Consider the following 25,968-nt stretch of genomic DNA (forward strand, 5'->3'; position numbering starts at 1 on the left):
ACCCAAATTCCAAAATATGAAGAAGGAATTACATGCTTTCTTAACAGCAGTAATGTTCTATACGAGAATCCCTTGCCCAACATGGGTGGATCACTCTGAAGAGTACTTGACTTATTCTCGCAAATATTTTCCATTGATCGGTTGGATTGTAGGTGGTCTATCTGGCTTGACAGTTATAGGACTTTTGAACATACTGTCTATCAACCTTGCCGTAATATTGTCCATTGCCATTTCCATTATCACAACCGGCGCCTTTCATGAAGATGGTTTTGCTGATACCATGGATGGTTTTGGAGGAGGATGGACCAAGGAAAAGATTCTCACCATCATGAAGGACAGCAGGTTAGGAACTTATGGATCCATTGGACTGCTTATCATGATTCCATTGAAATTCCTAGCCCTTATTGAATTAGTGAGTTGGGCCGAAACGAATGCTTTTTCCTTCGATTTTTACCAAGTGATCTTGGCCTGCTTTATTTCTGGCCATTCAGTGAGTAGATTTATGGCCCTGACCTTTTTTAAAAGCCATGAATATGCCAAAATCAATGACAAAATCGGCAGTAAATCCAAGCCCATAGCCAAGGGAGAGTTACCCATCATCGACTTATTTATAGCCTCAGTATTTGGACTACTCCCACTTGCGCTGTTCGAAAACTATGCAGTTTTTTTGGTGCTTTTACCATGCTTTGTAGCCAAATGGTGGATGGGAAGATGGTTCAATAAATGGATCGGTGGCTACACTGGAGATTGCCTTGGCGCTGTACAACAAGTAACCGAAGTCGTTTTCTACCTGAGTATTTTGGTAATATGGAAATTCACCTGATCAGACATACCGCCCCACAAATTGCAAAGGGAATTTGCTATGGACAATCTGATATTGAACTTGCCGACACTTTCGAAGAAGAAGTTCATCTTATTAAGAAAAAACTTCCCCGTTTGAATCCAGACTTTGCTGTTTTTAGCAGTCCACTAAAAAGATGCAAAAAGCTGGCGATAACTCTCTTCCATTCGCTTATCACTTTAGACGGTAGATTAATGGAGTTGAATTTTGGAGAATGGGAGTTAAAAGCATGGAATAACATTCCCAAAGAAGAAATCAACCCTTGGATGAAAGACTTTGTCAATACTCCCTGTCCTAACGGGGAGGCTTATCAAGAACTCTACCAGCGCTGTATAGATTTTCTTACAGAATTAAAAAGCTCCGATGTCCAACAAGCTGTCATCATCACTCATGCGGGACCTATCCGGGCAATTAACGCCTATCTAAACAACATAGATTTAAAAGATTCATTTGACCTGAAAGTGAACTATGGATCCATCATTCAATTTAACTATTGAATCTTTTTTAGGTTTATTGATTGTAAATTTCTCCTTTGACTTTTCAGCTCTGATTACATGACACATCATTTGTACACTGGAAGATCACTTACACACCAAAATATTTAAACAACTAACATACAATGCTTTAAATACGTAATTTTAAGCATGAGCTTGGATTTAACAGATATGTTTAGTGTTTGGGAAAAAGCCGTCATAGGCCAAAAATCAGATATCCCATTTCCCCATTTTGACATTAATAAATTCAAGAGTTTGGTCTTCTCAAAGGGACCTAGTTACTATTATTTGATCGATTTTTATGACTTCTCGATAAACCATTTAAGTCCGGAATTTGAAAAAATTCACGGCCTGCCAGTCCAGCAAATAAAATCCATTTCTGACATCTTGAACCTTACTCATCCTGAGGATATGGACTTTGTCAAACTGGCGGAAGAAAAAGTGATTTCACTATTGAACCACCCTATTGGTTTGGATTTCATTACCAGATATAAGGTTTCGTACAATTTCCGATACATAACAGCTAGTGGTAATTATGAATTGTTCAATCATCAGGCCTTAGTCATTGCCCAAGATGAAAACAAAAACTTCATTAAGTCCATCAATGTCCACACCAATATCGATCATATTACAAAGGTAAATAGTCACAAGATATCCTTAATCGGACTCGACGAACTCCCTTCCTATCTTGATATAGAGGTGTACGATAAAACTCCCCAGAAAACTTCCCTCCAAAGCAATCACTTCACCAACCAAGAGATGGAAGTCATCAAATCGGTTGGAGAGCATTTAAGTATGGAAGATATATCATCCAAGACAGGTGTTTCCTATAAAACCATGGAAATGCTTTTTGAAAATATTCTATCCAGACTAAACTGTAAAAACCTTGAAGAACTCAGTTTAAAAAGCCTAACAGAAGGATGGGTATAGTTATACATCATTCCTTCCCCTATTAAAACTAACCCAACCCTTTAAAAACCAATACATTAATTTTGATTCGATACAAATTTTAGTTACTTTAGATGTGAAGATAGTCCATGCATTATTTTCAAGGTATAATGACCGGAGTCAGCGACACGCTCTCCGGTCTCATTTTTTATAGCTCCCTAATCCAATCCTTTCCCACATCAAATCAAAATTATCGGAGAATCTTTGCGCAACAGGATTATTCTTCAATAGAAACCGATGTTCTGCATGCTTCCCTATCGCATCCATCGTCATATTGGCCGTTCCAGTCATGACATTTTGATGGGTGAGGTCAACGATGTATTTCTGATGCATCATCCTTTTCCCCATCTTTACCGTAATTGGAATATGCTCTCGAGATGCTATTTCCTGTAAGCGATCTGCGGTGGTCTTTCCAGCCCCTCTATCCAAAATAACCTTTACCTCCACTCCTCTTCTCGCAGCTTCTAATAAAGCATTGAATTCTGCCACTCGAGCTGACAAGGCAAACATCGCCACTTTAAGTACCGTTTGGGGAATGGCCCTTTTAATGATATCCAAAGAAACCGTGGTGATATCCAATGGCACTTCCTTTTCCGAGCCGCCATCTTTTTTTAACAGAAATTTTCTGGTCCTATTCGGGAAGGCAAAACCAGGATAAACTTTTTGGTCAAAAGGATTCATTCCGGAAAAAGCCACCAATGAATCGTTCCCTACAAACCTTTTTCTAGTTTCCCCAAAAAATTGACCTTCAACCATTCGAGCAGCAATAGCTTTGGCGGGATCAGGAAAATAGCCCTTTCGATTAGCTGCCTCGATCATTTGAACATGCTCTTGCGCTTCAAAGAAAGTAAGGGAAAGCCCATTTCCTTCCCATATGGCATTGAATTCGTTCCTAAATGCATCAAAGAGCGCATCAGTAGCGAGTGAAGCCGCGAATTTTAGCAGGTTTTCATAACTCCTATTGGATTTCTTGGTCCAATTATAACTCCCTGCCAGCATCACCTTTGCTCTACTTTCTACACTCACCATCACGGTTTTGTGGTGCAAAAAACCATAACTGGACTTATAATCCCATTCCAACTCCTGACTATCTTGATTCCAATGATAAGGAAAATCATATTTAAGCCGAACACGTAAATTGGGATGTCCCTCCTCCACCAGCATCGCCAACTTTCTGTCTTTGTCCCTGGATATATTACCCCAATCAGCCAATATCCTCATTTCCAAGCGAGGACATAAAAGCAACAGCTCCCTCAACTTCCTGTATATCAACTCATCCGTAAAGGAAAAAATCATGATATCCAATTGAACACGCTGTTCTTTCAAATCCAAAACAGCCTCCAGTTCCATCAACATTCTTTCCTGAAGGGAAACGGGGTCATCACTGCATGAAAAATACGCTTGAATCATTTTCCTAAAATAAACAATTTAAAAAATTCTGATCCCCTGCCTTAAAACTTCCGAAAAAAATCATTCGAAGATTTGCAGACTGAAAATTAAATTCATTATTTAGTGTCATAATACACTATGACACTAAAACACTAAGTAATGATTTTACTAAAAAACATGAGTTATGCCCATAGGAAGCAAACTCAACTTTTCGATCAAATGGACTGGGAAGTTCAGCCCAGCCAGGTCATTGGGCTTTTAGGAAAAAACGGTGCGGGAAAATCTACCTTACTGAGATTGATCAGTGGACTACTCAATCCCAAAAAAGGCGAGATTCAGGTCAATGGTTTCAAGCCCTTCAACCGTTCTCCTTTCTTTTTGCAAGATTTGATGCTATTGCCAGAAGAAAACTTCCTACCGGAAAAGACGCGAACCCAACGATACATTAATTCACTGGCACCATTTTATCCTCATTTTGACCGCGATAAAATGACAGAATTGCAAAAAGCCTTTGACCTGCCCTTCGACCAAAAACTGGGCAGTATGTCCTATGGTCAAAGAAAGAAATTGTTGATTGCCTTTGCTTTGGCTTCTGGCTGCAAGACCATACTTTTGGATGAACCCACCAATGGACTGGACATTCCTTCCAAAAGCCTGTTTAGAAAGCTGGTCACTGCACACATGCAAGAAGACCAAACCATTATCATCAGCACCCATCAAGTCAAGGATGTAGAAAACCTGATCGACAGGGCCGTCATCATCAACCAGGGTAAGGTCATTTTTGATCAGAACATGCTGGATATTGCAGACCAATGGCATTTTGGATTTTCAGCAACGCCATCAGAAACCAGTGTTTATGCAGAAAAAAGCATGGGAGGCCATTATTTCATTGCGCCGCTTCAACCTGGCCAACAAGCTTCCCAAGTTTCCTTGGAACTCCTTTTTAACGCTGTGATCAGCAACCAGCTTTATTTACCACAACCTGTAAACGCCTGAGAACATGACTACACAAAATGAATTCTTTAGCTTAAGTCGGTTTTGGAACCTGCTTAAATACGATTTTAATAGCAATAAGCTTCACTATATTGCTACCCTTCCGGTTGCGATGTTGGGAATTGCTACCGTTTTATGGATTGCATTTCCAGGAGAAATAAAGATGGGCCATGGATACTCGGTTACCTCAGTTCCTTTTAAAAGTAACAGTTATAACATCTTTCTCTTCTTGGGAGCTGTTATTTATGGAATTGCCATTGTGGGGAATAGCTTTCCAGGATTAAAAAACGAAAAGAAAACTTTAATACACCTTTTATTACCCAGTTCTAATTTAGAAAAATTCCTTTTACAATGGGGAGTCAGGGTTTTCCTTTTTCTCGTTCTCTACCCTATTCTTTTCAAATTTACTGCGGATATAACAAGTGAAATTTATTTGGCTATTCATAAATATTATCTCTCCTCTAATAATCTTAAACCATCATTATTCCCTCAAATTGAAAAGTTCTCTTTCAAACAATTTATTGGAAATAATCCCAAAACCTTTACCCTCAACTCATCTTTTGTTGTTGCGATGTATACTTTAACAGTTTCAATAGTATTTTTTGGTGGTACAATTTTCAAGCGTTGGAATATATTGCTTGGTCCACTTAGTATAATGGGGCTGATCTTAATTGTATTCATTTATTTAGTCATTCTCTCAAACATACTAAACCCGACTCAAAGAGGGTTTTGGGATATTAACTTAAACATAAATGCCCCCAAACTATTTAACGATCTAATTCCGCTGACCATGTTTACAACATTAATCTTTGGAATACTCTTTTCTGTTGTTTTATGGGTAGCAACCTATTTTAGATTTAAAGAAAAGGAGGTCTAAGATGGAGTTTAACGAATCCAGAAATATCTTTCTTCAGATAGCCGATTGGCTTTGCGAGCAAATTTTGCAAAAGAAATTTGCTCCCGGAGACCGTGTGCCTTCTGTTAGGGAACTGGCAGAGGAAATGGAGGTAAACCGAAATACGGTGATGCGTACTTACTCCATTTTGCAGGACCAGGGCATCCTGGACAATAAGCGGGGAATAGGCTTCTTTGTGGCCGAAAAAGCTGCCTTAAAAATCCATCAGAGACAAAAGGAAGCGTTTCTTCAACAGGAACTTCCCCAACTGGTGCATAAGGTAAAATTGCTCCAATTGTCCAAAGATGATCTCAAACCAATTTTAAACGCTCTAAAAGAAACTACCAATGAAGACCAGCAATAAAATACTATTAGGCTTTGTCCTTTTTGCAATAACCCTACAAACCACCTGTTTAGTGATTGCACATAATTATAGCAAAGTTCATATAGAGAAAAGAAACTCTTTGATTCCATTAAAGGAATTCACATTAGATGAAAGCTTTTCTAATCTTAAAATTACAAACCAAGTAAGGGTTACTGTTAGGTCTAATGAATTATCAAAAGTATCTATAATTGGCAATAAAGATTCTATTGAAGTTAATTACAATGTCTATGTAAAAAATGATACTTGCTTTATTAGTCTTAAAGATATAGGTAAAGAATATCCCCAATCTATTACCCTTGATGTAAAAGACCTAAAAAGTATAATTATGACCCAAAACAGTAATGTTTTTGTCCAAGGTGAATATCAAAAACTAAAGGTTTGGAACCGAGGTGGAAGATTAGACATGAATAATAATTTTAAGATAAATAAGCTGACCTTGCAATCATCTGAAAACGCCAAGAATTTTATCCACCATATTGACTCCTTAGAATTATCCCTCGATCAGTCTGAAGCTTTTATTAGAAACAACAATAAAACATTGGACCTAAAAATGACCAATAGTAAGATCACTGTTCAACAATCATCTCCCAACCAGATCAATATTGAAAAAGACAATAATTCCAAGGTCAACCTGTATTGATTAAGTATAACTATAACATTCATGACTTTTCATATGCTGTTCGGGACTTTATTCCCGAACAGCTGAATTACGCCTCACCACTAATGGGTAAAACAATCCACTTTTCACCTAATAAATTAATTGCCAATTAATTTCTTTTACTATCTTTCCTAACTCTTTCATTTTATTACTTATTTAAAATCTTTTAATGATTTTATTAACTGTTTCAAATCTAATTGCAATAACATTATCTCGTGTAGAAAATCACTTTTGACAAAACCCAGCTACACAATACTAGATCAGAAAAACTGCTTCATCAATATTTAAACTCAATACTCAAACTTAATTTTTAATTATGATTTCAATTAAATACTTATCAAGTCTTTATCTCTGTTTTTTCCTCTTCTCTGCTACTTCTATGGCACAACCATTTACATGTACCTTAAAAGGAAAAGTCATTAATAGAGACAGTAAGGCAATTTACATTATCAAAGAAACGGAAGACGTCAGATCTGTCAATACCACTGTTCCTATTCTTGAAGATGGTAGTTTTGAATACCATTTTGAAGTAAATCAAATTGAGGCTTACCAATTGATATTTAAGGATGAAATGGAAAAGGGCTCTTGGAGGCCGGTTACCTTCTTCCCAGATCAGGAATTGATCACTTTTGAGCTAAACCCATCAGAAGAGTTTGACAAGAACAAGATAGAAGGAGGAAAAATAAATCAAGCTTATGTGGCATTACAAAACCAATTGACTGATAAATTCCAAACCCCATTTGAAAAAATATCCGCCGAGCGAAGGGCATTAATGGAGAACAACAATTTCAATAATGATGCTCACAGACAACTCATTAGCCAATTAAAAAGTGCTTCTCCAGAAGAAAGGAACTCGATCTATGCCCAACTTCGGGAATTATCAAAAAACCATCAAGATAAGACCTCAGAAGGTAAAAAGTTGGCCATAAGAACAGATAGCTTAAACTTAGCCTACTGGGCATCCAAAAGGGAATACATTAAGCAAAACAACAATGAACTGGCTTACTTTTTACTTTATGAAGAAGTTAGAGGAATTGATCAGTTTGACTTTGATGTAGTTAGCATTAGAAAAAACTATATCAAACTTGCACAAGAATTCCCCAAACACCCTTACACAAAAACAGTTGGCCAAATTATCGAAAGTCACGATGCTGTAAAAGTGGGTGAAAAAGCCATAGAAATAAAAGTGCCCGACTTAAAAGGCAACTTGGTTTCTTTGAACCAAAGCACTCAAGGGAAAATTGTTTTACTTGATCTATGGGCTTCATGGTGCGGGCCATGCATTGTAAAAAGTAGGACCATGGTTCCTATCTATGAAAAATACAAAGATAAAGGCTTCACCATATTTGGAGTTGCGCGAGAATTTGACAATACCAATAAACTGGAAATTGCTTTGGCAAGAGAAAAATTCCCTTGGAAAAACTTCGTAGAACTAGATGACAAAAATGATATTTGGCTAAAATATAACATCCCTTTTTCTGGTGGTGGAACTTTTCTAATTGATCAAAAAGGAACTATTGTCGCGATAGACCCATCCGCTGAGGAAGTGGAAAACTTTATTCAGCAACATTTATAATCCAGGTCATTATTTTATTGCTTGACTTTGTCTCAGTCCGATTCAATGACCAACAATCAAAGATATTATTAGATACTTTATACAATTATTCATGAAAAATTCCTTTTTAACCTTATTACTTTTTGTAGTAAGTCATTTGACTGTATTTTCTCAGAACGAAAACTCTCCTCTCCCTCCTGCTTTACTCGGAAACTGGCTTAAAACAGATGGCAGCAATGAATGGGTATATGGCTTTGATAAAGACAAACTGATTATGGACAGTCAAGTGTATTCGGTCATAGAGGTCAAATCCAAAAAGAAAAAAGGAGAAATCACTTACAAAACTAAAGAAGGACCGAAATCTCTTTTCTACGAGGAAGGTAAAAATGGGAAAATGCTAATAGGCACCGCTCCAAATACAATGAATTTTTATAGTCGAAATTCCACTACAAACCCTGACTACAAACTTAAAGAAGATAATTTCTTTGAAGAGCAAATTTTCAGGAAAGACAGCGCCATATTCAAAGGTTACATTAAGGGCTATAGTCCCGAAATGAACAAAACAGGTATGATCAATATGTACAATATCCTTAGTAAAAACGCTAACAGCACCGTCATAACTATCCAAGAAGATGGTACCTTCTATGCCAAATTCCCCATTCTTTCACCTACAATAGGATATGGAGAAATGTTGGGAAGATATTTTTCCATTTATTTGGAACCTGGAAAAACAACCTTTCAGTTTATTGATATTGCCCTTGATAAGTCAAATCCTATCGAAATAGCAAAACCACCCTATTATTTTATGGGAACCAATGCCAAAATGGACAAAGACTTAAAATATCTCGGACTATTTGATTATTCAAACATTAAAAAATTAAATTCCAATATATCGGAAATGGATAAAGAGACTTATATAAGTGCTATGTTGGAAATAAGGGATAAGGAAAAGGAGAAGTATGATAAATATAAAAAGGACCTCCATATCAGCAAAAAAGCTCAATTCATAATTGAAAGAAGTATTGATTTTTTGGTATTGGAAGAAATTATTAGATATGAAAAGAATTTACAAATGGACTATGGAGTCCAAAACGAAATACCCTCAAACCAAAATCAAACCACAAAGGACATGGATATGCTGAGAAAGGAACTCCAGTCATTTTTACAGGAGGCTGACCTTAACAATCCCTATAATCTAATTGTACCTTACTACATTGACCTGGTTAAACAATTGGCATCCACAGATGTAATCATTAAATCAGTCCATAAATACCCTTATAAGAACCTCGAAAAGGAAATTGATAAGAAAAAAATCCCGCTTACAGAGGAGCAAAGAATAGCCGTTAGGTCATATGCAGCAAGTCCAAGTGATAAGTCTTTTAAAGTCTACCAGGCTTCTCAAGATTTACTGGACCCTATACTTAAAGGCAACAGCAGCTTGCTTAGAGATACTTATGAATCCAGTTTAAAGGAAAGGATTGAACAAGCTTTGAAAGAGAATCTTGGTCTGGAGCCAGGCCTTTTAGCTGAAATTATGATCTCACAGGAAAAGCATAATATATTGAAACAAGGAAATACCCCTTATACTCCTGAACAAGAACGGGAGATTCCCGAACTTTTTAAATATCAGTTTATTGCTGATCACCTCTTAGAAGCTAATCAACACCTCAAAGAACAATTATCAGTTTTACAAGAGAATAACAAAGCTACTACAGCCCCAAACACTAATACAACTTCAAAAACTGAAGCTGATAAATTATTTGATTCCATGATGGCCAAGTTTAAAGGAAAGGTGGTATATGTGGACTTTTGGGCTACTTGGTGCGGTCCCTGCATTACAAATATAGAGGCTATCGCTCCCCTAAAAGAAGAAATAAAGGAGGAAGACGTAGTTTTTGTCTATATCACCAATCAAAGCTCACCAGAAGAGGCTTGGAACTTGAAAATCCCTGATATTAAAGGAGAGCACTTTAGGCTGACCGCTGATGAATGGAACTACCTTTCTTCCAAGTTTCAGGTCTCCGGTTTGCCCCATTATACACTCGTTGACAAAGAAGGTAATGTCGTTCGAAATAATTTTAGAATACCTAATTCACAAATCAAAGACCTCATCTTTGAATACCTTAACTAATTTTCATTTTGGTAAAAAAGCCTATCGGAATCCTTTTTCGATAGGCTTTTACTTTAAATCTACCCTTAAAATATCCTGATGAGCAGTCAGGTAAATTTGTTTTTGGTCTGGGGTAAAGGCAATATTGGAGGTCAGTTGTCCGGTGTGGATCCTGGCCAAAGCCTTGCCTTCTGGGCTAAAGATCCAAAGACCTCCAGGGCCAGTAGCAAATACAAAACCTTCTCGGCTTACTTCCAGTCCATCCGGCAAACCATTGCCCCCTCCGGATTGAATTAAATCCGTCACCTCATAAAACAACTTTTTATTATTTACTTTTCCAGCTTCCACCACATCATACTGGTACCAAACAGCATGTTTCTCGTCAGAATTGGCCACATATAATTTTTGTCCATCCGGCGACAAGCCGATGCCATTGGGTCGGGAAAGTGAATCCAGCAAGACCAATTCACCCGTATTCTTCAAACAATAAATCCCCTGAAAATTCAGTTCCTTTCCAGCATATTGTGGAGGAAGTCCATAAGGAGGATCCGTAAAATAAAGATTGCCTGCTGCATCATAAACCCCATCATTGGGACTGTTCAACCGCTGGCCTTGGTAGTTATCGGCCAAACTTTCAAAGCTGGCCTTTGGGGCATCCAGCCCCGTCTTCATCTTGGCCACCCTCCTTTCTCCATGCTGCATCAACACCAATTCATCCCGATCATTTAGCAACAAGGCATTGGAACCAGGTTCGTTGCTGTAGAACCCTTCTCCAGCAAAACCCGAATGTAGCAAATAGGTTGAGGTATCCCCTTTTGCGCTCATTTTAAAGATCTTATTCTGGGGAATATCCGAAAAGAGCAGGTACTGCCCCTCTTCTATCCATAAAGGGCCTTCTGTCCATATAAAGCCACTCGCCATGACTTGGATGGATGCCGTGGAATCAATGATCCCCGCAGCGGCCTTATCCATTATTTCTATCGAAAAGCGATCAGCTTTTCGATCAGTTTGAGACGGATTTGCCTCATCAGATTTTGTCGAAGACTCTTGGGGAGCCGCACAGGAAACAAGTCCCCAAAACAAATAGGTATGCAACAGGTATTTCATTTTCTATCCAATTAATTGAGTGATCAGGAAAATCAAAAACATGGCGGTGGTGCCAAAAATAAAGGTTCCGGCTGTCTGTACCTGATACCCTTGTTTGACACTCATACCAGTCAACTGGGTCAAAACCCAAAAGAAACTATCATTCACATGGGAAGCCACCGAAGAGCCTGCCCCTATGGCCAACACCGTCATGGTCTGCATAAAGGGTTGGTTCAAGCCCAAAGCTGGCATCAGTGGCGCACAAATGGAAGCCGTGGTCACCAAAGCCACCGTTGAAGAACCTTGGGTGGTTTTCAGACAGGCTGCCAATAAAAAAGGGAAAAACAAGCCCCATTTAGCCCCATCAAATCCAGTAGTAATCACCTCTGCAATGCCCGAGTTTTGGAGCATCTTACCGAAAATCCCCCCAGCTCCCGTAATCAAAATAATAGGTGCGGCCACTTTCAAGGATTCTCCTATCCAGCCTGTCGAGGCAAAAACTGTCTCATCCAGTTTTTTGGGAAGAGTCAAAGCCAAGAGGACGCCAACAAACAAAGCGATTACGGGCGTTCCTAAAAAGGTAAATACATTTACCCAGAAATTGGGTTCTAGTTCCAGCGATGGATATTCCAATACCGACTTGATCAAAATCAAAATCAGGGGAACAATCACGGCCATAACCGACTTCCAAAGTCCAGGTTGCTCCGCTGGTGCAGTCACCACATCCATTGTAATGGGCAATTTGAGTTTGGAGGTCACCTTCACCGCGTACCAATAGCAGGTAAACAAGGAAAGCCCACTGACCAGTAGCCCCCAGCTGATCACATCACCGAGGTTGGCGCCCAATATCCCGGCCGCCGCAATCGGTCCCGGCGTAGGTGGCACCATCACATGGGAAGCCGTCAAGCCCATGGCCAAGGCCGCGGTTGTTCCGGCATAGGAAACTCCGGCTTTCTTGGAAAGGGTCTTATTCAAAGGGTTCATCATCATCAGGGCACTGTCTGCAAAAACCGGAATGGAAAGGAAATAGCCGGTCAGCATCATGGCCATATGCAATGATTTTTTGCCGATCAATTGCAAAATACGGTTGGCAATGACCAAAGCCCCTCCCGACTTTTCCAAGATGGTTCCAATGGTTACCCCAAAGAGAATGATGAGTCCTATTTTCCCTAAAATATCCCCAAAACCATTATTGACCGCATCGATGATTTCCACTGAGCTCATACCGGATATAAATCCATAGGCCAAAGCCGTCAGGAGAAGCATGAAAAAAGGGTGAACCTTGAATTTCACGATCCCCAGCACCAGAAGGGTTAAGGAAATCACCAAAGCGATCAAATAGGTCATGGGTGTTTAGGGTTATGGGTTAGTTATTTTTAGGGTTAAATCAATGCCTAAAGTCAAATATTGTATATCCGCTTCTCCAACTCTCTCTTCATACTTCTAACGTCTTTTATCTAACATCTTAAGTCTAGTATCTTGAATCCAGTAATTACCATTCGGCAAAATTCCCATCGTCATTTCTCCAAATGGGATTCGACCAGGCGTGTCCTATTTTTTGCCCTTCTTTTAGCTTTTCTTCATTGATCTCCACACCCAAGCCAGGCTTATTGAACAACCGAATGCAACCATCCTCCAACGCAAAGACTTCCGGATTGGACACATAGTCCAACAGGTCAAAGCCTTTATTGTAATGGATCCCTAAACTGCTTTCCTGAATGATGGCATTGGCTGAAACAAAGTCCACTTGTAGGGCTGCTGCCAGGGAAACAGGGCCCAAAGGACAATGCGGCGCCAGTGTCACATCATAAGCTTCCGCCATCGCAGCGATCCGCCTGACTTCCGAAATGCCCCCTGCATGGCTCAGGTCAGGCTGAATAATGTCCACCACTCCCTGATGCAGGATTTCCTTAAAATCCCAACGGGAAAACATCCTCTCTCCTGTAGCGATCGGAATAGAAGAATATTGATAGATATGTTTTAAGGCATCATTGTTTTCCGGCAAGACGGGCTCCTCAATAAATAAGGGATCATACGGCCCTAATTCATCTATCAACCTTTTCACCATCGGCTTGTGGACGCGACCGTGAAAATCCAAGCCCACATCGAGCTTATCCCCAAAAGTTTCACGGATCAATCGGATATTGTCCGCCACTTTCTTCACATCCCGGACAGAAGCAACCCATTCCATGGCGCCCGTGGCATTCATCTTCACTGCCTTATAGCCAGCATCAACCTTTTCCTGTGCCTGCTCCAAAACCACTTCTGGATGATCTCCACCAATCCAGCAATACATCTTCATCTTTTGACGCACCGCACCTCCCAGCAATTCGTAAACAGGGACATTCAAGTATTTACCTTTGAGGTCCCATAGCGCTTGGTCAATACCGGAAATGGCACTCATCAGAATCGGACCGCCCCGATAGAATCCTCCACGATAAAGTACCTGCCAAATATCCTCTATTTCATTGGCAGACCTTCCCAACAAGTACGGTTTCATTTCTTCCACACAGGCCGCCACCGTATCTGCCTTGCCTTCTACCACTGGCTCACCCCAACCCACAAGGCCGGATTGGGTGGTAATTTTCACAAAAAGCCACCGAGGAGGCACTTTGTAAAGGACTATTTCTTCTATTTTGAGATCTTTATGCATATCGCTTCATTTTTTCAATAAACTTCCGCGCATTCTCTGCCACCAATGCTTCAGTGATTTGCTCTTCTCCAAATTGGGTCAACACACTCCCCAAACCTAGCCCATCAGCGCCGGCATCCATCCATTCTTCCAAATTGTCCAGGTGTATCCCTCCCACTGCAAAAACAGGCGCTTGGTCGAAGGGAGCCTTGATGGCTTTCAAATAACCTGGCCCAAAGTTTCCAGCAGGGAAGAGCTTGATCACATCTGCTCCCCTATCCAAAGCTTCTCCGATTTCTGTGGGAGTCAATGCCCCCATGACCACGGGAATATTATTCACATGTGCCACTGCAATCACTTCAGCATTGGTGTTGGGTGAAACCAGAAATTGAGCTCCAGCCGCTACCGCCTGTCGGGCCACATCCCCATTGACAATGGTTCCTGCTCCAATCAAAACATCAGGAAAACGCTGTCGGTTTTCAGCGATCATTTTCTCAAAATCTTTGGAATTGGAAGTCACTTCCAATACCTTGACACCGCCTGCGACCAGACCACTGACTAGGGTGGCCATCTCTTCGGTATTTTTGGACCGAAGGATGGCAATCAATTTTTCCTGAAGAATAATCTGAAGAATTTCGTTTCTGTTCATGGCTAGGCGCGATCAACGGATCGGGTAAAGTGAAGGAAGTTTTTACGGGTTTCATGCAGGTGCTTTTCCATCGCTTCATGGGCACCCGCAGGATCTTGTCTGGAGACTGCATCTAAAATATGCTGGTGATGCTTAAGCATAATGGCCTTTTCTGCTTCCAAATTTCCTGATGCTGGCTTGGCAAAAACATTCATCTTGTATTTCGGCATAAGGCTAAAAAGAGGCCCCAGCAATAATTCCAATACTTTGTTGTCGGTAATCGACAATAAAATTCGGTGAAAGTCATTATCCAAATCTGCTTCCACCTTTTTGTCCTCCAAAGGACAGTCCCTCATTTTTATCATGTTTTGCTCCAACAGCAGCAAGTCTTCCTTATTTCGCTTTATCGCTGCTTCGGCAGCAATTCTAGGCTCCAAAACCCGCCTGGCCTCAATAGTCTGCAGCATCAAGTCGGTATCTGAGGAAAGCTCAAAAAACATGTTCAACATATTGGAGGCATTCTGTACGCTGATTTCAGAAACATAAGCCCCACTACCTTTTCGTACTTCCACTATTCCTTTTGCACTCAAGGTTTTGATGGCTTCCCGAATGGCCGTACGGCTCACCTGGAAAATCTCCCCTAACTTATGCTCAGTGGGGATTTTTTGTCCGGGCCGGTATTCTCCCTCCCGAATGGCCCGGGTAAGTTCCTCTTCCACCCTTTGGCTCAGGGATTTTGCTTGTCCTATCTGCTGAAATGTCATGTACTCTTAAATTTTCCTTAAGTTATAAATTTGTCATACATCATACAAATACCCTATTGTTTTCATAAGCTTTAGATGCTGCTCAAATCTCAATTCTATTGTCGTCTATCTGCCAACTATCGATCCATCCACATCAGAACAGTTGTCCCATAATTTCTCATTTCTTTGTAGCGTGATAAAACATAGCATTTACATGAAACCTAATAACCTGACAGTTTATAAAAAAGGGCTGACCTTTGGATTAAGCTTTTTATTGACTTTATTTTCACTTCAACTTACCGCCCAAGAAACAGAGAAAATGCTGCTCAGTGGCAAAGACAGCAAGCATACTGTAGATTGGGATTTTTACTGCACAGGTGGCAGAAACAGTGGTTACTGGACCGAAATCGCCGTGCCAGCCCACTGGGAACAGGAAGGTTTTGGTACTTATAATTATGGTAGGGACTATGTCACCTATGGCAGAAGTTTCCGATTTGCAGATGAAAAAGGCATGTACAAGCGCACTTTTGAGGTTCCTGCTGATTGGAGCAATAAAAAAGTGGAAATCGTATTTGAAGGCTCCATGACCGATACAGAGGTCAAGATCAATGGCCAATCGGCAGGAGAAATACACCAAGGAGCTTTCTACCGTTTTAAATATGACATCACAGACAAACTCAAGTTTGGGGAAGAAAACCTGATCGAGGTGACCGTCAGTAAAATGTCTGCAGATCACTCGGTCAATCGGGCTGAACGTTACGCAGATTACTGGATCTTTGGAGGAATATTCAGACCAGTTTACCTGCAGGCACTGCCCCAACAACATATCCAGCAAGCTGCTATTATCGCAGCAGCTGATGGATCATTTGCTACAGAAGTAACCCTCAATGGCTTGGAAAAAAATGCTGAGCTACAGGCTATCGTGACGGACAACAAAGGCCAAACCCTAGGAGCAATCACTGAAAAAGTCAAAAAAGGCAATTCCACGATTCGATTGTCCAAGCAGTTTGACCATATCCAAACATGGACTTCTGAGACGCCAAACTTGTACCATGTCCAAGTGGCTTTGGTACAAAATGGGGAAACTATCCATACCCTTACCGAACGATTTGGCTTTAGGACCATCGAAATCAAAGAGGGAGACGGCATTTACCTGAATGGCACCAAGATCAAACTCAAAGGGGTCAACAGACATGCCTTTTGGCCAGAAACAGGCAGGTCACTCACCCCGGAAATCGACTTGAATGATGTCCTGATGATCAAGGAAATGAACATGAATGCAGTAAGGATGTCCCATTATCCACCAGACCCTTCTTTCTTGGATTACTGCGACTCCTTGGGTCTTTACGTGATGGATGAACTCGCGGGATGGCAAAATGCTTATGATACGGAACCTGGTGCCAAGTTGGTGAAAGAAATGGTTGAAAGGGACTTAAACCACCCTTCCGTCCTCTTCTGGAGCAATGGCAATGAAGGCGGCACTAATAAGGAACTGGATGATGATTTTGACCTGTATGATCCTTCCAAAAGGCCAGTGCTACATGCCCATCACCGCCCTGGGAATGCACACAATGGGGTCGACACTGATCACTATGAGAATTACAAAAGCCTTCAAAACAAACTGAAAGACTCCTTGATTTACATGCCCACGGAATTTTTACATGGGCAGGATGATGGCGGTGGAGCTTCCGGACTTTCCGATTATTGGGAACTGATGTGGGATTCCAAAATGTCAGGAGGAGGCTTCCTGTGGGTGCTTGCCGATGAGGGAATCATCCGTACAGATATCCACAACAAAGTTGATGTCAACCGACTGAATGCCCCTGATGGTTTGGTGGGTCCTTTCCGTCAAAAGGAAGGTAGCTTTTACGCCATTCGGGAAATCTATTCGCCCATCAAAATCCATGAAGTACCCGAATTGGATGCTTGGGACGGGACCTTGGAATTGGAAAACCGCTATCATTTCACCAACCTCAATGAGATCAACTTTGAGTGGAAACTGGTTACGTTCAAGGGAATAGGTGCAGCACAAACCGGCCTAGAGGTAATTAATTCTGGTGAATTAAAAGGCCCTGATTTAGCACCCACCGACAGTACAGCTTTCAACCTTCCTTTGCCAGCCAACTGGAAAGCACAGGAAGCTTTGATGTTGACCGCTTATGATCCCCAAGGTCAGGAAATCTATACCTGGTCATGGCCATTACAGCCCAATAAAACATTGATTGCGCAAACCATCATGGCTAATCAAGGGGAAAATGATACCGCCATAGAGGATCAAGACAGCTTGCTGACCATCAGTGGCGGAGGTTTTGCTTTGACCTTTAACAAGGCTGACGGGATGTTGGTGAAAATCAAAAAACCATCCGGCCCAGAGCTTTCCTTCCAAAATGGTCCGGTATTTACAGAAGGAAGCAGCCAGGTCACTGGGGTAACTTATGAGCAAGAGGGCAAAGATGCGGTCTTCAAAGTAAACTATGAAGGACCTATGAACTTTGCGGAATGGCGCATTGCTTCCAATGGCTGGGTAAGGCTAAATTATGAATACGAACTTCCAGAAGGAAAATATGCATACCCGGGCATCAGTTTTGATTACCCGGAATCCAATGTCATCAGTGCCAAATGGCTGGGCAAGGGCCCTTATAGGGTATGGAAAAACCGTCCCCAAGGCCGATTTGACCAACATCAGAACCTTTATAACGACACCCACACGGGAGCTACTCCTTGGGATTACCCGGAGTTCAAAGGCTACTTTGGGGATGTTTCCTGGATGGAGATCAATACCGCCCAAGGCAAATTCTATGTGGTGGCCAAAGAACGCAACCTTTATGTGAGGTTGTTTGACTTCTATGGGATTTCTGGACCAAGGGGCTATCCCACCCTTCCTAGCGGCGATATTTCCTTTTTGGATGGCATTCCTGCCTTGGGAAGCAAACTGGCACTGGGAATTACAGGCCGGGCATCCGTTTATGGTCCCATGGGTGAAAATACCTATCTCAATGGCCCTGTCAATCGGACCCTTTATTTCTATTTTGGCATCCTCCAAGAATAGTTTAATCTGATTATCCGCTAAGATGCCAGTAACCATAAATCCTTTGCTCAAGTGGTCGGAAGGTTGAAGTCTGAAGACCGAAGCAGCTGATACTTTAATCATAAGAGTTGTTTCGATTCGCTTTTAATCTTTACTGGTAAAATTGCGGATATACATATAGTTTAATCTGACTATACGGGACTTTGCACGTAATATTAGAGAAACGAAATATTTAACGGAAATCCTTTTATAGGCCTTTGGAGCATTCGGTTTTGGGACAGTTGATGGAGGTGTTAAGAAAATGAGTTAGCTCGTGAAGTGGACGAGCGAGATCCACTCATTTTTAGCCGACAGCAACTGGCACAAAATCAAATTGAGTCAAAAGAACCGTAATCGAAAACAAAATTTGCTCTATTTGAAGGACCTGTCCCGACCACTGTACGGGATGCTCCATAGCCTAGATTTCCTGCCTGCCGGCCTTTAGGTTTGCCTACTTTTTCATCAATGGAAAAAGTAGGAAAGATCAATAAAGGAAAAACAGTATTGAATTTGGTTACCTGCAACATTGCGGATAGTCAGTTAGTTTAATTCCCCAACCCTCTGGGTCGGAAACGAAATTGTTTGCTTTGTAAACGCCATTTGATACTTCGAGGCTCTGCCTCGGGGTAGTTCATTATGGTATCAAGCAATATTTCAGCTGCGTGAGAAAATGGATAAATCAATTTTATTTATCCATCACCGCCTAAGGTTATTATAAGCCACAGATTAAAAGGATGGACACAGACCTATGGTGATTTGATAATCAAACACTTACACATCATACAGAAAGACTGGTCTGTGTCTATTCGTAATTTTTAATAAACCAAAATAACTATCCGTTAATTTGATTCTACCCACGGAGGAACGAAATATTTACTAAACTTCTATCTATCGGCCTTTAGAGCATTCGGTTTGGTGGTGGTTGATGGGGCTTATAGATAATGATAAACACTCTCTTTTGCATTTAAACGTAAGTTATTCTAACTTAATGAAAACTATAAATCAATGAGAAACAATGGTTTACTATTCGTTGTCATTACTGTTTTCTTAGGTTGCGAAACCATGCAGGAAAACGAACCTTTAACCGGTGCAAAGGAAATAGAACTCTTGGAATTATTGGATAAACCAGTCATTGAACCATCTGGTGAATTATTTAAAGTCATTACCTATGGAGGTAATTCCGATAAAATACATTCGACAAGAAGTATACTCTATCCATCAACAGGTGATGTTACTATTCACATAATTCAAGATCAAAATGAAGATACAGTTGGCATTGGATTGAACTACTTTGAAAATGCTGAAATTCAAATTTCCCATTATTTTAACTTCTCCAACCATCAACCCATTTGGCAATCAACCAGGGAATATTTTTATGATTCTAATGGACTTTTGAGGGAGTTATTTGTGGAAACTACCGACCAGCCCCGTAAATTATTGGCACGTTATGTCTATGACTCCTTTGATAAACTGGAAAGGGTGGAATATCCCTATGAAAACGGTACAGAATTACAATTGTATACTTACAACGATGCTAATCGAATAGCCAGTGAATGGACCTCCAATATGGGGCAAGAAGACACCAAAGTGGATTTATTGGTTTATGAATATTCAGAGCATCATTTAATAGCTAAGAAGTCAGGTGAAAGAGGTAGTGAGGAAGGGAATTTTCAAGATGCATTTCGATACTATTATGACCAGTCAGGTAATCTTTCTGCTCAAGAGGTATTCGATCCCTATTTCGGTTTTCAGCAAGTAAACCGTTCTGAATATTATTATTACTGATTAGAAGGTGGTTATATTTTTTCAAAGGAACCCATTAAATCCTTCAACCAATAAAAAAGAGACTGTCCCAAATCAGACAGCCCCTTTCCACACTACTACTTAAACATTAAACCACTATCGGTTACTTTAGGCATTTTGTAGGTCTTTTCTTTTTCTTTTCCTGTTCCGATGCATACCGGACAGGTACTGGATCCGTAAAAAAGGCTGTCGCGCACTCATATACATCGACACTTTTAGCTTGTAAAAATCATATCCGATCACCACCAACAAAAACAGGCACACGATATAGAATACATTGTACCCGATGTTAAGGTAAACCAAGCCAGCCGCAACCCCGCCAGACAGGTAGGAAGTCATGATGGCCATTTGTATTTTGGCTTTCCCTCTTAGGGCTTTGTTTTCCCGATATTCCTTCTTGGTAAACATCGAAAACAGCATGCCCAGATCGGTGGTCAAACCCGTCAAGTGGGTGGTCTTCACGGCTGAATTGGAAATGCTGGCTGTCAACCCATTTTGGATCCCCATGGCAAAAAGCATCAAGCCCACCAAAATCTCCGTTTCCACCAAGGTTTCCTGGTAATAAAACTGGATATAGCTGCCCACAATCAGCAAACAAATGATTTCCAGGATAATGGGCACCGCATGGGCCAGGTAGGTGTAGGTTTTGTTGAAATTGATAATGATAAGGTTGGCAGTGAAACCTCCAAAAAAGAACAGCAAAATCCAGGAGGCCACCACCCCTGCCTGGTACCAATTCCCCTTGGCGATTTCCTCCGCCAACACCGCATAGTGTCCGGTGACATTCGACGTAAACGCAAAGAAGATAATGACCGAGATCACATTGACCATCCCGGCAGAAAAGGCCGTCAAGGCGCCCAACTTGATATTATCCCCTAAGGTCCGACTGTTGCTATACTTGCTCAGCATCTTTACGAATGATTGATTTTCTTAAATGTCATTTTGATGATTCCCCTGGCCTGCAAATCCGTATTGAAATGGATCTCCATGGTATCATCGGTCAACTTCTGGATCTGATAGTGCTCCACACTATCCGCGTGGCCAAAAAGCTTGAGGACATGTCCCCTCCCCTTCAATGTCCAGGACAATGTGGAGGCTTTACCATTTTTCCCTTCCAGGCTGATCTTGCCATCGGGAAAGAAACTCCAAGTTTCTGCCTTATGAATGGCCAACTCTTGGCTGATTTCCTGTTTTAATTGCTGTGTGATGCTTTTGGAAAGTGTCCACTCCTCTTCTCCTTGGGCCGCATCCAGTTTCTCATACTCCCAAGAGACCTCTTCCCAGTCTCCCAGCAGTTTTTCACTGGGACTCTGGTCATTGGCCATCAGGCTGAACACCCCGCCCATCAGGAGGATAAAGATGCCTAAGTAGATCAATGTAACTTTCATAAGCGATTGGTTTAGAGGGATGACAATTCACTGAAAAAAAGACCGGAGAGCTCATTGCGTTCTTGGCGGAAGTTCTCCCCTACTTCCATCCGCTTCACTTTCACCAAATTGGTGGTGGAACGGTGGATAAAAGGCATCATGTCAAAGCTGTTCTTGTGGCGTGGCTTAAAGGCATGGTCTGTCGGCGCATAGATCTCATCGATCTGATTGGCCTCCAGGTAGTTTTCAAAAGCACTTTGATTATACCCGGAAAAAATATCCAAAGAAAGCTCCAGTAAGCGGCTTTCATATTTGCTGGCAATCATCTGGCAGCTGGCCCTAAACTCAGCAGTCTCCAGGTCCTGCAAGAGTTTCTTTTTAGAAAAGAGCAAAAGGTCCGTCATGGAGTCCGGCAGATAGATGCCATGCACCAAAAGGATTTCCAACTCACAATCGTCGTTAATACTTAAAGCTGATTTGACGATATTTAAGGATTTTACAGAAAAATCAGTCGGAATAAGGATGGTCTTTGTCTTCATATAGCCACTTTTTTAAGGATATGGACAAAATTATACCCAGTCCATTAAAATGACTTAAAGATGAGATTAAGATCAGATTAGAATTTGCTCTAATTTACAGGGTAAACTATGAAAAGTTCAATATTAAGTGTTTTTAAAACTACTTTTTTTGTAACTTATTGTAAATATATAATTTAGGCATAGGACTACTATATTATAAGTATATTTTTACAACAAGGTTTTTAATAACCTTGCCCAGAAGTTAAAATATCACTTATACTCAGAATGCCATCTACCGAAAACATACAAAACAATTAAAGCAAATTGAATCATGGCTAAAATAAAGGTATTGAAGGGTGAAATCGACATTGCGAATAGTTTAGTTGAAAACGATTCTGAAGTCGATGTTAAACGAGATGGTGAATTCTTCCGAACCCACATAACTACTGCCGACTACGAGGACGATTTTCAAATAGTCTTGGAGATTGTCGCAATTAGAGATATAGTATGGGATGCATATGAATTTGTAAAGGACACCTGGCCTGACATTGGGGCACCAGAAACGTGGAGAAGAATATCGAAGAAACTTGGGGAATTAGGTAGCGACATTTGGCGAACAGTTAAAGAGGCAAGAATAGAGAATTTCTTATTTGAGCTTATTAGTGTTAACTATGAAACCAAGAATGAAAAAAAGGAAACAGACGCTTTTGTAATTTCTGATGCCGTATTTTCTGGCAAGATCAAAATGCCCTCCTCAGGGGGAGTCCCCATAGCAACTATTAATGGTGATGTTGATTGCATGATCGCGGGAATGCCAGGCAATGGTTACTTATTCCCAAAAGATCCTTCACAGGTTGAAACATCAATAGTAGGACGAGCATTAGCCGGAACAGAGCTATTTGGGGACGATTTTTTCTCTCATCTCATCACGGCATCAATAGCTATTGATGTGCCGAGCTTGATTGCAAGACTACGAGAAAATTTTGGGAATGAGGATTACACTTTTGAGGATTTCTCAAAGCTTTGGGATATTATATTCGACGACGAAAATGCTCGAGTCGAAATCAAAGTTCAGAAAGCAATTTATAAAATTTCCATAGATGAGGATATTGAAAGAGCCAGAAGAAGGTATTTAGTATTGCAGCAGAATGCTGAGGCTGAAAAAGCCAATCATCTGGTGCAGCAAAAAGCTTTTAGGACAAGAATACGAGAGCTGTTAGAAGAAGGGCGCGAGCAAGAACTAAGAGATCGAAAGATGAAAAATTTTATGGAAGAACAACTCAATCGAGAAGAGCAATGGAAAAATGATTTAAGAGAATTTTTTAAATCATCAATAGATGAAATTGGATTAGCCCCAATCTCAGAATTTGAGAAGGCAGTTTCGGATGCTCAAGGTGACATATCAAAAGCTAGGACCTTATTGGGGTCAAGACTGACTACTCCTCAACTACGAATTATAGCTATTATGAACCCCACGCACTTTGTTTTGCCTTCAGAAATTACAGGATTAGACAAAAAAATGCTATTAGACAGCTTTAGATTTTAAATACGTTGTTTGCTCATTTCTGGTAAAATAGGAGATATACATATAGTTTAATTCCTATCAATGATGGAAGGGTTGTTGGCAAAATCTCCGAAACTCCAATCGCTAAATTTAACATTGATTCCAGGACCAAAAAAACGACGATAACGATTTGATTCCTCAGCTAGTACCGAAGCTGCCTTTCCTTGATGGTTGTTAATCACAACTACTTCCCTTAGCGTTTTACTTCCAAGCTGAGACCTTTTAAGGAGGTATTTGAAGTTCAAATCTGCATCAGGAAATGAATACCCACAAAAAATAAGTCGTTCCGCATCACGAATGATTTTTTCTGCTTCCATCCAAATTTGTTGTATGTAGAAATTTGAAAGTGATTTAATAAAACTTGGAGGAATAATCACGGGACGTGGAATATTGGCACATTCAAAGAAAGGGGTCATAGAATCATTCGGAATAATGCGTTCAACCGATTCTTTAATAAGGGTCTTACTGCTTGGGCAATATATCCAGTCTAATGAACCATGAAGCTTCAACAAAGTAATTGACTCATTTCCGATGACATATGACTCATCATTTCTAAGAAGAACTACTCGGTAATCTAAATTTCCAGAACCTACTTTTTGGATCAAGGCATCATCCAATAAAAGATCATAGTTTGTTGTCAAAAAGGCAGTAGATTGAAGGCGTCCCATCCTAAAAAGTTCATCTACTAATTTCACATGACATTGAGGAGAATTCGGCATTTCCTGCAATATACTTTTAGCAATCAGAAATATAAGGTCAGATTGAATTGTTTTAATATCACCCTCCGAAGAATCTTCAAATTCCTCTCCATAAGTCAATGCCAGGTCCAAAATGCCTAAAGCTTCTTCAAAGGTGGGAAACTGGACTTTGTCATCTTGGATAGAGAGTACGTCAACATTAAAAAATCTTTGCAAATACCGATCAATATTATCCAAAACGATATCAAAAGCCCGGAGTTGGTCCTTGTTCTGAATGGAACGGACCTTTAATAAGCTTTCTGAATTCCTAACCCAGAATTTCTTAAACAGTTGGGATTGAATGGGAATACCTTCTGCTGCCGAAGCTCCCGCCCCTGTAATAATTACATCAGTAATATTCATGGGTCTAGTTAAGATAAAATCTACAAAACAGCTGATTATTTGCTACTACCTCCCCAAAAGTGGTTTTTCGAAACACTTATTAATTTACTAAAAACAGATCATAAAAACACGACTATAAGTTTTAATCACTTAAAAATCAACCAGTTTTATCAAATTGTCTTTTATTAAGCTTTCAAATGCTGTGGGAATTCCTATTCAAAAAATGGATATGATATCCTTTACAGCAAAATTTCATCCCCTGCACTATCCATTCCACTAACTTAATTACCATGCTGTAGCAATATATAATGCAGGTTAAGGCACCACTCACTTATAATAGATCCCAGTAAGTAAAGCATTTACCTTGGGTCAGTCAGGTATTTACGTTTACCCATCTCGGGATCAACCAAGGAACTTACCCAAATTATCTTCGGATTTCCCTCGGGTATTTCCGAGCTTGATCCGAAGGTGATCCGAAGGAGATCCCTGAGTGATCCGAAGAATATTCTGTTTTCCCCCAAATGAGAGTAAAGGTAGACTAAGAACTAATAGGGAGTTGTAGGTAGTAAGACGGGAAGGTATAGCTAAGGAGATTGGGGCGATATGTTTCTTTAGGTAAAAGATCAAAGTTCCCTTCTTCTATCGAGGGTGATACCCGGTAGAACCGAAATCCGTACTGGAAATGGCACGGTTTAAACCGAAAGGGCTGGCACAGTTTGACCGAAAAGAATGGCACAAATCAAACCGTTATATCCAACAGTAAACCATATAGAACCAAAAATACTGTAATCAATAAAAATGGGGTCAAAATCAACGGTGCTCTCGTACCCCCTATACCATTAGCATTTTTGGTACCAACATTATCTGTCAATTCTAGAAGATGAAAATTAAATATCCTCCAGTATTTTATCTTGGTTTTCATGTTTTCAGCATCTCGTAGAGCATGCACCACAACGTTCTGTGTATGATAATACTTATCCCGAAGGAGCAAGTCTGTCCAAAACCTAAAGGAAGACATCAAAACTGCCCCCCCATAAGCCATACCATGCCTCCTGCTACCATTTATACAAGTACCAAAAGTAATGCGCTTTTTCAAGCCCAAACGGCCAAAAATAAACAAAGCGAAAAAGCTTTCCTATAATTATTCCTTTCCCAACACCACTGGTTCAACATTGCATTCAGACCTGCCTTTCCACTTTGGAAGGTTCGGCCG

The 25,968-nt window shown here is 40.5% G+C and carries 24 protein-coding genes; 12 read left to right on the forward strand and 12 right to left on the reverse strand.

Going from position 1 to position 25,968, the window contains the following annotated elements:
• Positions 1-16: 16 nt before the first annotated feature.
• The 3 genes from IFO69_RS18985 (at position 17) to IFO69_RS18995 (ending at position 2,265) form a co-directional block, all read left to right on the forward strand.
• The gene (locus tag IFO69_RS18985; protein WP_192011712.1) at positions 17-823 is read left to right on the forward strand and encodes an adenosylcobinamide-GDP ribazoletransferase; all 807 of its coding nucleotides are present in this window, start codon (positions 17-19) and stop codon (positions 821-823) included.
• The gene (cobC, locus tag IFO69_RS18990) at positions 808-1,338 is read left to right on the forward strand and encodes an alpha-ribazole phosphatase (RefSeq protein WP_192011713.1); all 531 of its coding nucleotides are present in this window, start codon (positions 808-810) and stop codon (positions 1,336-1,338) included. Before IFO69_RS18985 ends, cobC begins: the two co-directional genes overlap by 16 nt.
• Before the next feature lie 147 nt (positions 1,339-1,485).
• Positions 1,486-2,265: a LuxR C-terminal-related transcriptional regulator gene (locus IFO69_RS18995; RefSeq protein ID WP_192011714.1), complete on the forward strand. Its 780-nt coding sequence runs from the start codon at positions 1,486-1,488 to the stop codon at positions 2,263-2,265.
• Between the two features lie 159 nt (positions 2,266-2,424).
• On the opposite strand, the gene IFO69_RS19000 is transcribed toward IFO69_RS18995, so the two are convergent.
• Complete coding sequence (locus tag IFO69_RS19000; RefSeq protein ID WP_192011715.1) at positions 2,425-3,693, reverse strand: phospholipase D-like domain-containing protein; 1,269 nt, start codon at positions 3,691-3,693, stop codon at positions 2,425-2,427.
• 138 nt (positions 3,694-3,831) lie between these two features.
• Here IFO69_RS19000 and IFO69_RS19005 point away from each other — a divergent pair, with 138 nt between their 5' ends.
• The 6 genes from IFO69_RS19005 to IFO69_RS19030 all read left to right on the forward strand — a co-directional run bounded on the left by IFO69_RS19005 (position 3,832) and on the right by IFO69_RS19030 (position 10,289).
• Complete coding sequence (locus IFO69_RS19005; RefSeq protein WP_192011716.1) at positions 3,832-4,668, forward strand: ABC transporter ATP-binding protein; 837 nt, start codon at positions 3,832-3,834, stop codon at positions 4,666-4,668.
• 4 nt (positions 4,669-4,672) lie between these two features.
• Entirely contained in the window at positions 4,673-5,542 is an 870-nt protein-coding gene (locus tag IFO69_RS19010; protein WP_192011717.1) for a hypothetical protein, read from the forward strand.
• 1 nt (position 5,543) lies between these two features.
• The gene (locus IFO69_RS19015) at positions 5,544-5,924 is read left to right on the forward strand and encodes a GntR family transcriptional regulator (protein WP_192011718.1); all 381 of its coding nucleotides are present in this window, start codon (positions 5,544-5,546) and stop codon (positions 5,922-5,924) included.
• Positions 5,908-6,585, forward strand: a complete 678-nt coding sequence (locus tag IFO69_RS19020; RefSeq protein ID WP_192011719.1) for a hypothetical protein — start codon at positions 5,908-5,910, stop codon at positions 6,583-6,585. The genes IFO69_RS19015 and IFO69_RS19020 overlap by 17 nt, the downstream gene beginning before the upstream one ends.
• 334 nt (positions 6,586-6,919) lie before the next feature.
• Positions 6,920-8,179 (forward strand): TlpA disulfide reductase family protein, encoded by a 1,260-nt coding sequence (locus IFO69_RS19025; protein WP_192011720.1) that lies wholly within the window; start codon positions 6,920-6,922, stop codon positions 8,177-8,179.
• Positions 8,180-8,270: 91 nt separating this feature from the next.
• Positions 8,271-10,289, forward strand: coding sequence for a TlpA family protein disulfide reductase (locus IFO69_RS19030; RefSeq protein WP_192011721.1), 2,019 nt, complete (start codon positions 8,271-8,273; stop codon positions 10,287-10,289).
• A 48-nt stretch (positions 10,290-10,337) separates the two neighbouring features.
• On the opposite strand, the gene IFO69_RS19035 is transcribed toward IFO69_RS19030, so the two are convergent.
• The 5 genes from IFO69_RS19035 to IFO69_RS19055 all read right to left on the reverse strand — a co-directional run bounded on the left by IFO69_RS19035 (position 10,338) and on the right by IFO69_RS19055 (position 15,378).
• Positions 10,338-11,375 (reverse strand): SMP-30/gluconolactonase/LRE family protein, encoded by a 1,038-nt coding sequence (locus tag IFO69_RS19035; RefSeq protein WP_192011722.1) that lies wholly within the window; start codon positions 11,373-11,375, stop codon positions 10,338-10,340.
• 3 nt (positions 11,376-11,378) lie between these two features.
• Complete coding sequence (locus IFO69_RS19040) at positions 11,379-12,701, reverse strand: GntP family permease (protein ID WP_192011723.1); 1,323 nt, start codon at positions 12,699-12,701, stop codon at positions 11,379-11,381.
• Positions 12,702-12,846: 145 nt separating this feature from the next.
• Positions 12,847-14,007, reverse strand: a complete 1,161-nt coding sequence (dgoD, locus tag IFO69_RS19045) for a galactonate dehydratase (protein WP_192011724.1) — start codon at positions 14,005-14,007, stop codon at positions 12,847-12,849.
• The gene (locus tag IFO69_RS19050) at positions 14,000-14,635 is read right to left on the reverse strand and encodes a bifunctional 4-hydroxy-2-oxoglutarate aldolase/2-dehydro-3-deoxy-phosphogluconate aldolase (protein WP_192011725.1); all 636 of its coding nucleotides are present in this window, start codon (positions 14,633-14,635) and stop codon (positions 14,000-14,002) included. Before IFO69_RS19050 ends, dgoD begins: the two co-directional genes overlap by 8 nt.
• Before the next feature lie 2 nt (positions 14,636-14,637).
• Positions 14,638-15,378, reverse strand: a complete 741-nt coding sequence (locus IFO69_RS19055) for a FadR/GntR family transcriptional regulator (RefSeq protein WP_192011726.1) — start codon at positions 15,376-15,378, stop codon at positions 14,638-14,640.
• A gap of 193 nt (positions 15,379-15,571) precedes the next feature.
• Here IFO69_RS19055 and IFO69_RS19060 point away from each other — a divergent pair, with 193 nt between their 5' ends.
• Positions 15,572-18,406 carry a glycoside hydrolase family 2 TIM barrel-domain containing protein gene (locus IFO69_RS19060; RefSeq protein WP_192011727.1) on the forward strand — a complete coding sequence of 945 codons (2,835 nt, stop codon included), beginning with the start codon at positions 15,572-15,574 and terminating at the stop codon, positions 18,404-18,406.
• A 347-nt stretch (positions 18,407-18,753) separates the two neighbouring features.
• On the opposite strand, the gene IFO69_RS19065 is transcribed toward IFO69_RS19060, so the two are convergent.
• Complete coding sequence (locus tag IFO69_RS19065) at positions 18,754-18,951, reverse strand: hypothetical protein (protein ID WP_192011728.1); 198 nt, start codon at positions 18,949-18,951, stop codon at positions 18,754-18,756.
• Between the two features lie 478 nt (positions 18,952-19,429).
• Between IFO69_RS19065 and IFO69_RS19070 the strand changes: the two genes are divergently transcribed.
• Positions 19,430-20,209: a hypothetical protein gene (locus tag IFO69_RS19070; RefSeq protein ID WP_192011729.1), complete on the forward strand. Its 780-nt coding sequence runs from the start codon at positions 19,430-19,432 to the stop codon at positions 20,207-20,209.
• A 126-nt stretch (positions 20,210-20,335) separates the two neighbouring features.
• Here IFO69_RS19070 and IFO69_RS19075 read toward each other — a convergent pair whose 3' ends face one another.
• Genes IFO69_RS19075 through IFO69_RS19085 form a run of 3 tightly spaced genes read right to left on the reverse strand, consistent with a single transcriptional unit; the run spans position 20,336 to position 22,133 of the window.
• The gene (locus IFO69_RS19075; protein WP_192011730.1) at positions 20,336-21,136 is read right to left on the reverse strand and encodes a YoaK family protein; all 801 of its coding nucleotides are present in this window, start codon (positions 21,134-21,136) and stop codon (positions 20,336-20,338) included.
• A 2-nt stretch (positions 21,137-21,138) separates the two neighbouring features.
• Positions 21,139-21,615 (reverse strand): hypothetical protein, encoded by a 477-nt coding sequence (locus tag IFO69_RS19080; protein ID WP_192011731.1) that lies wholly within the window; start codon positions 21,613-21,615, stop codon positions 21,139-21,141.
• A gap of 11 nt (positions 21,616-21,626) precedes the next feature.
• Positions 21,627-22,133, reverse strand: coding sequence for an adenine nucleotide alpha hydrolase family protein (locus tag IFO69_RS19085; RefSeq protein ID WP_192011732.1), 507 nt, complete (start codon positions 22,131-22,133; stop codon positions 21,627-21,629).
• A 310-nt stretch (positions 22,134-22,443) separates the two neighbouring features.
• On the opposite strand from IFO69_RS19085, the gene IFO69_RS19090 reads away from it, so the two are divergent.
• The gene (locus IFO69_RS19090) at positions 22,444-23,658 is read left to right on the forward strand and encodes a hypothetical protein (protein WP_192011733.1); all 1,215 of its coding nucleotides are present in this window, start codon (positions 22,444-22,446) and stop codon (positions 23,656-23,658) included.
• A 47-nt stretch (positions 23,659-23,705) separates the two neighbouring features.
• Here the strand turns inward: IFO69_RS19090 and IFO69_RS19095 are convergent, their stop codons facing one another.
• Both IFO69_RS19095 and IFO69_RS19100 read right to left on the reverse strand, forming a co-directional pair.
• Positions 23,706-24,776: an SIR2 family protein gene (locus IFO69_RS19095; protein WP_192011734.1), complete on the reverse strand. Its 1,071-nt coding sequence runs from the start codon at positions 24,774-24,776 to the stop codon at positions 23,706-23,708.
• 718 nt (positions 24,777-25,494) lie between these two features.
• A complete protein-coding gene (locus tag IFO69_RS19100; protein WP_192011735.1) occupies positions 25,495-25,851 on the reverse strand; it encodes a hypothetical protein in 357 nt (118 codons plus the stop codon).
• Between the last annotated feature and the right edge of the window lie 117 nt (positions 25,852-25,968).

Origin of the sequence: Echinicola arenosa (genome assembly GCF_014841125.1) — a bacterium.
Taxonomy (GTDB): Bacteria; Bacteroidota; Bacteroidia; order Cytophagales; family Cyclobacteriaceae; genus Echinicola; species Echinicola arenosa.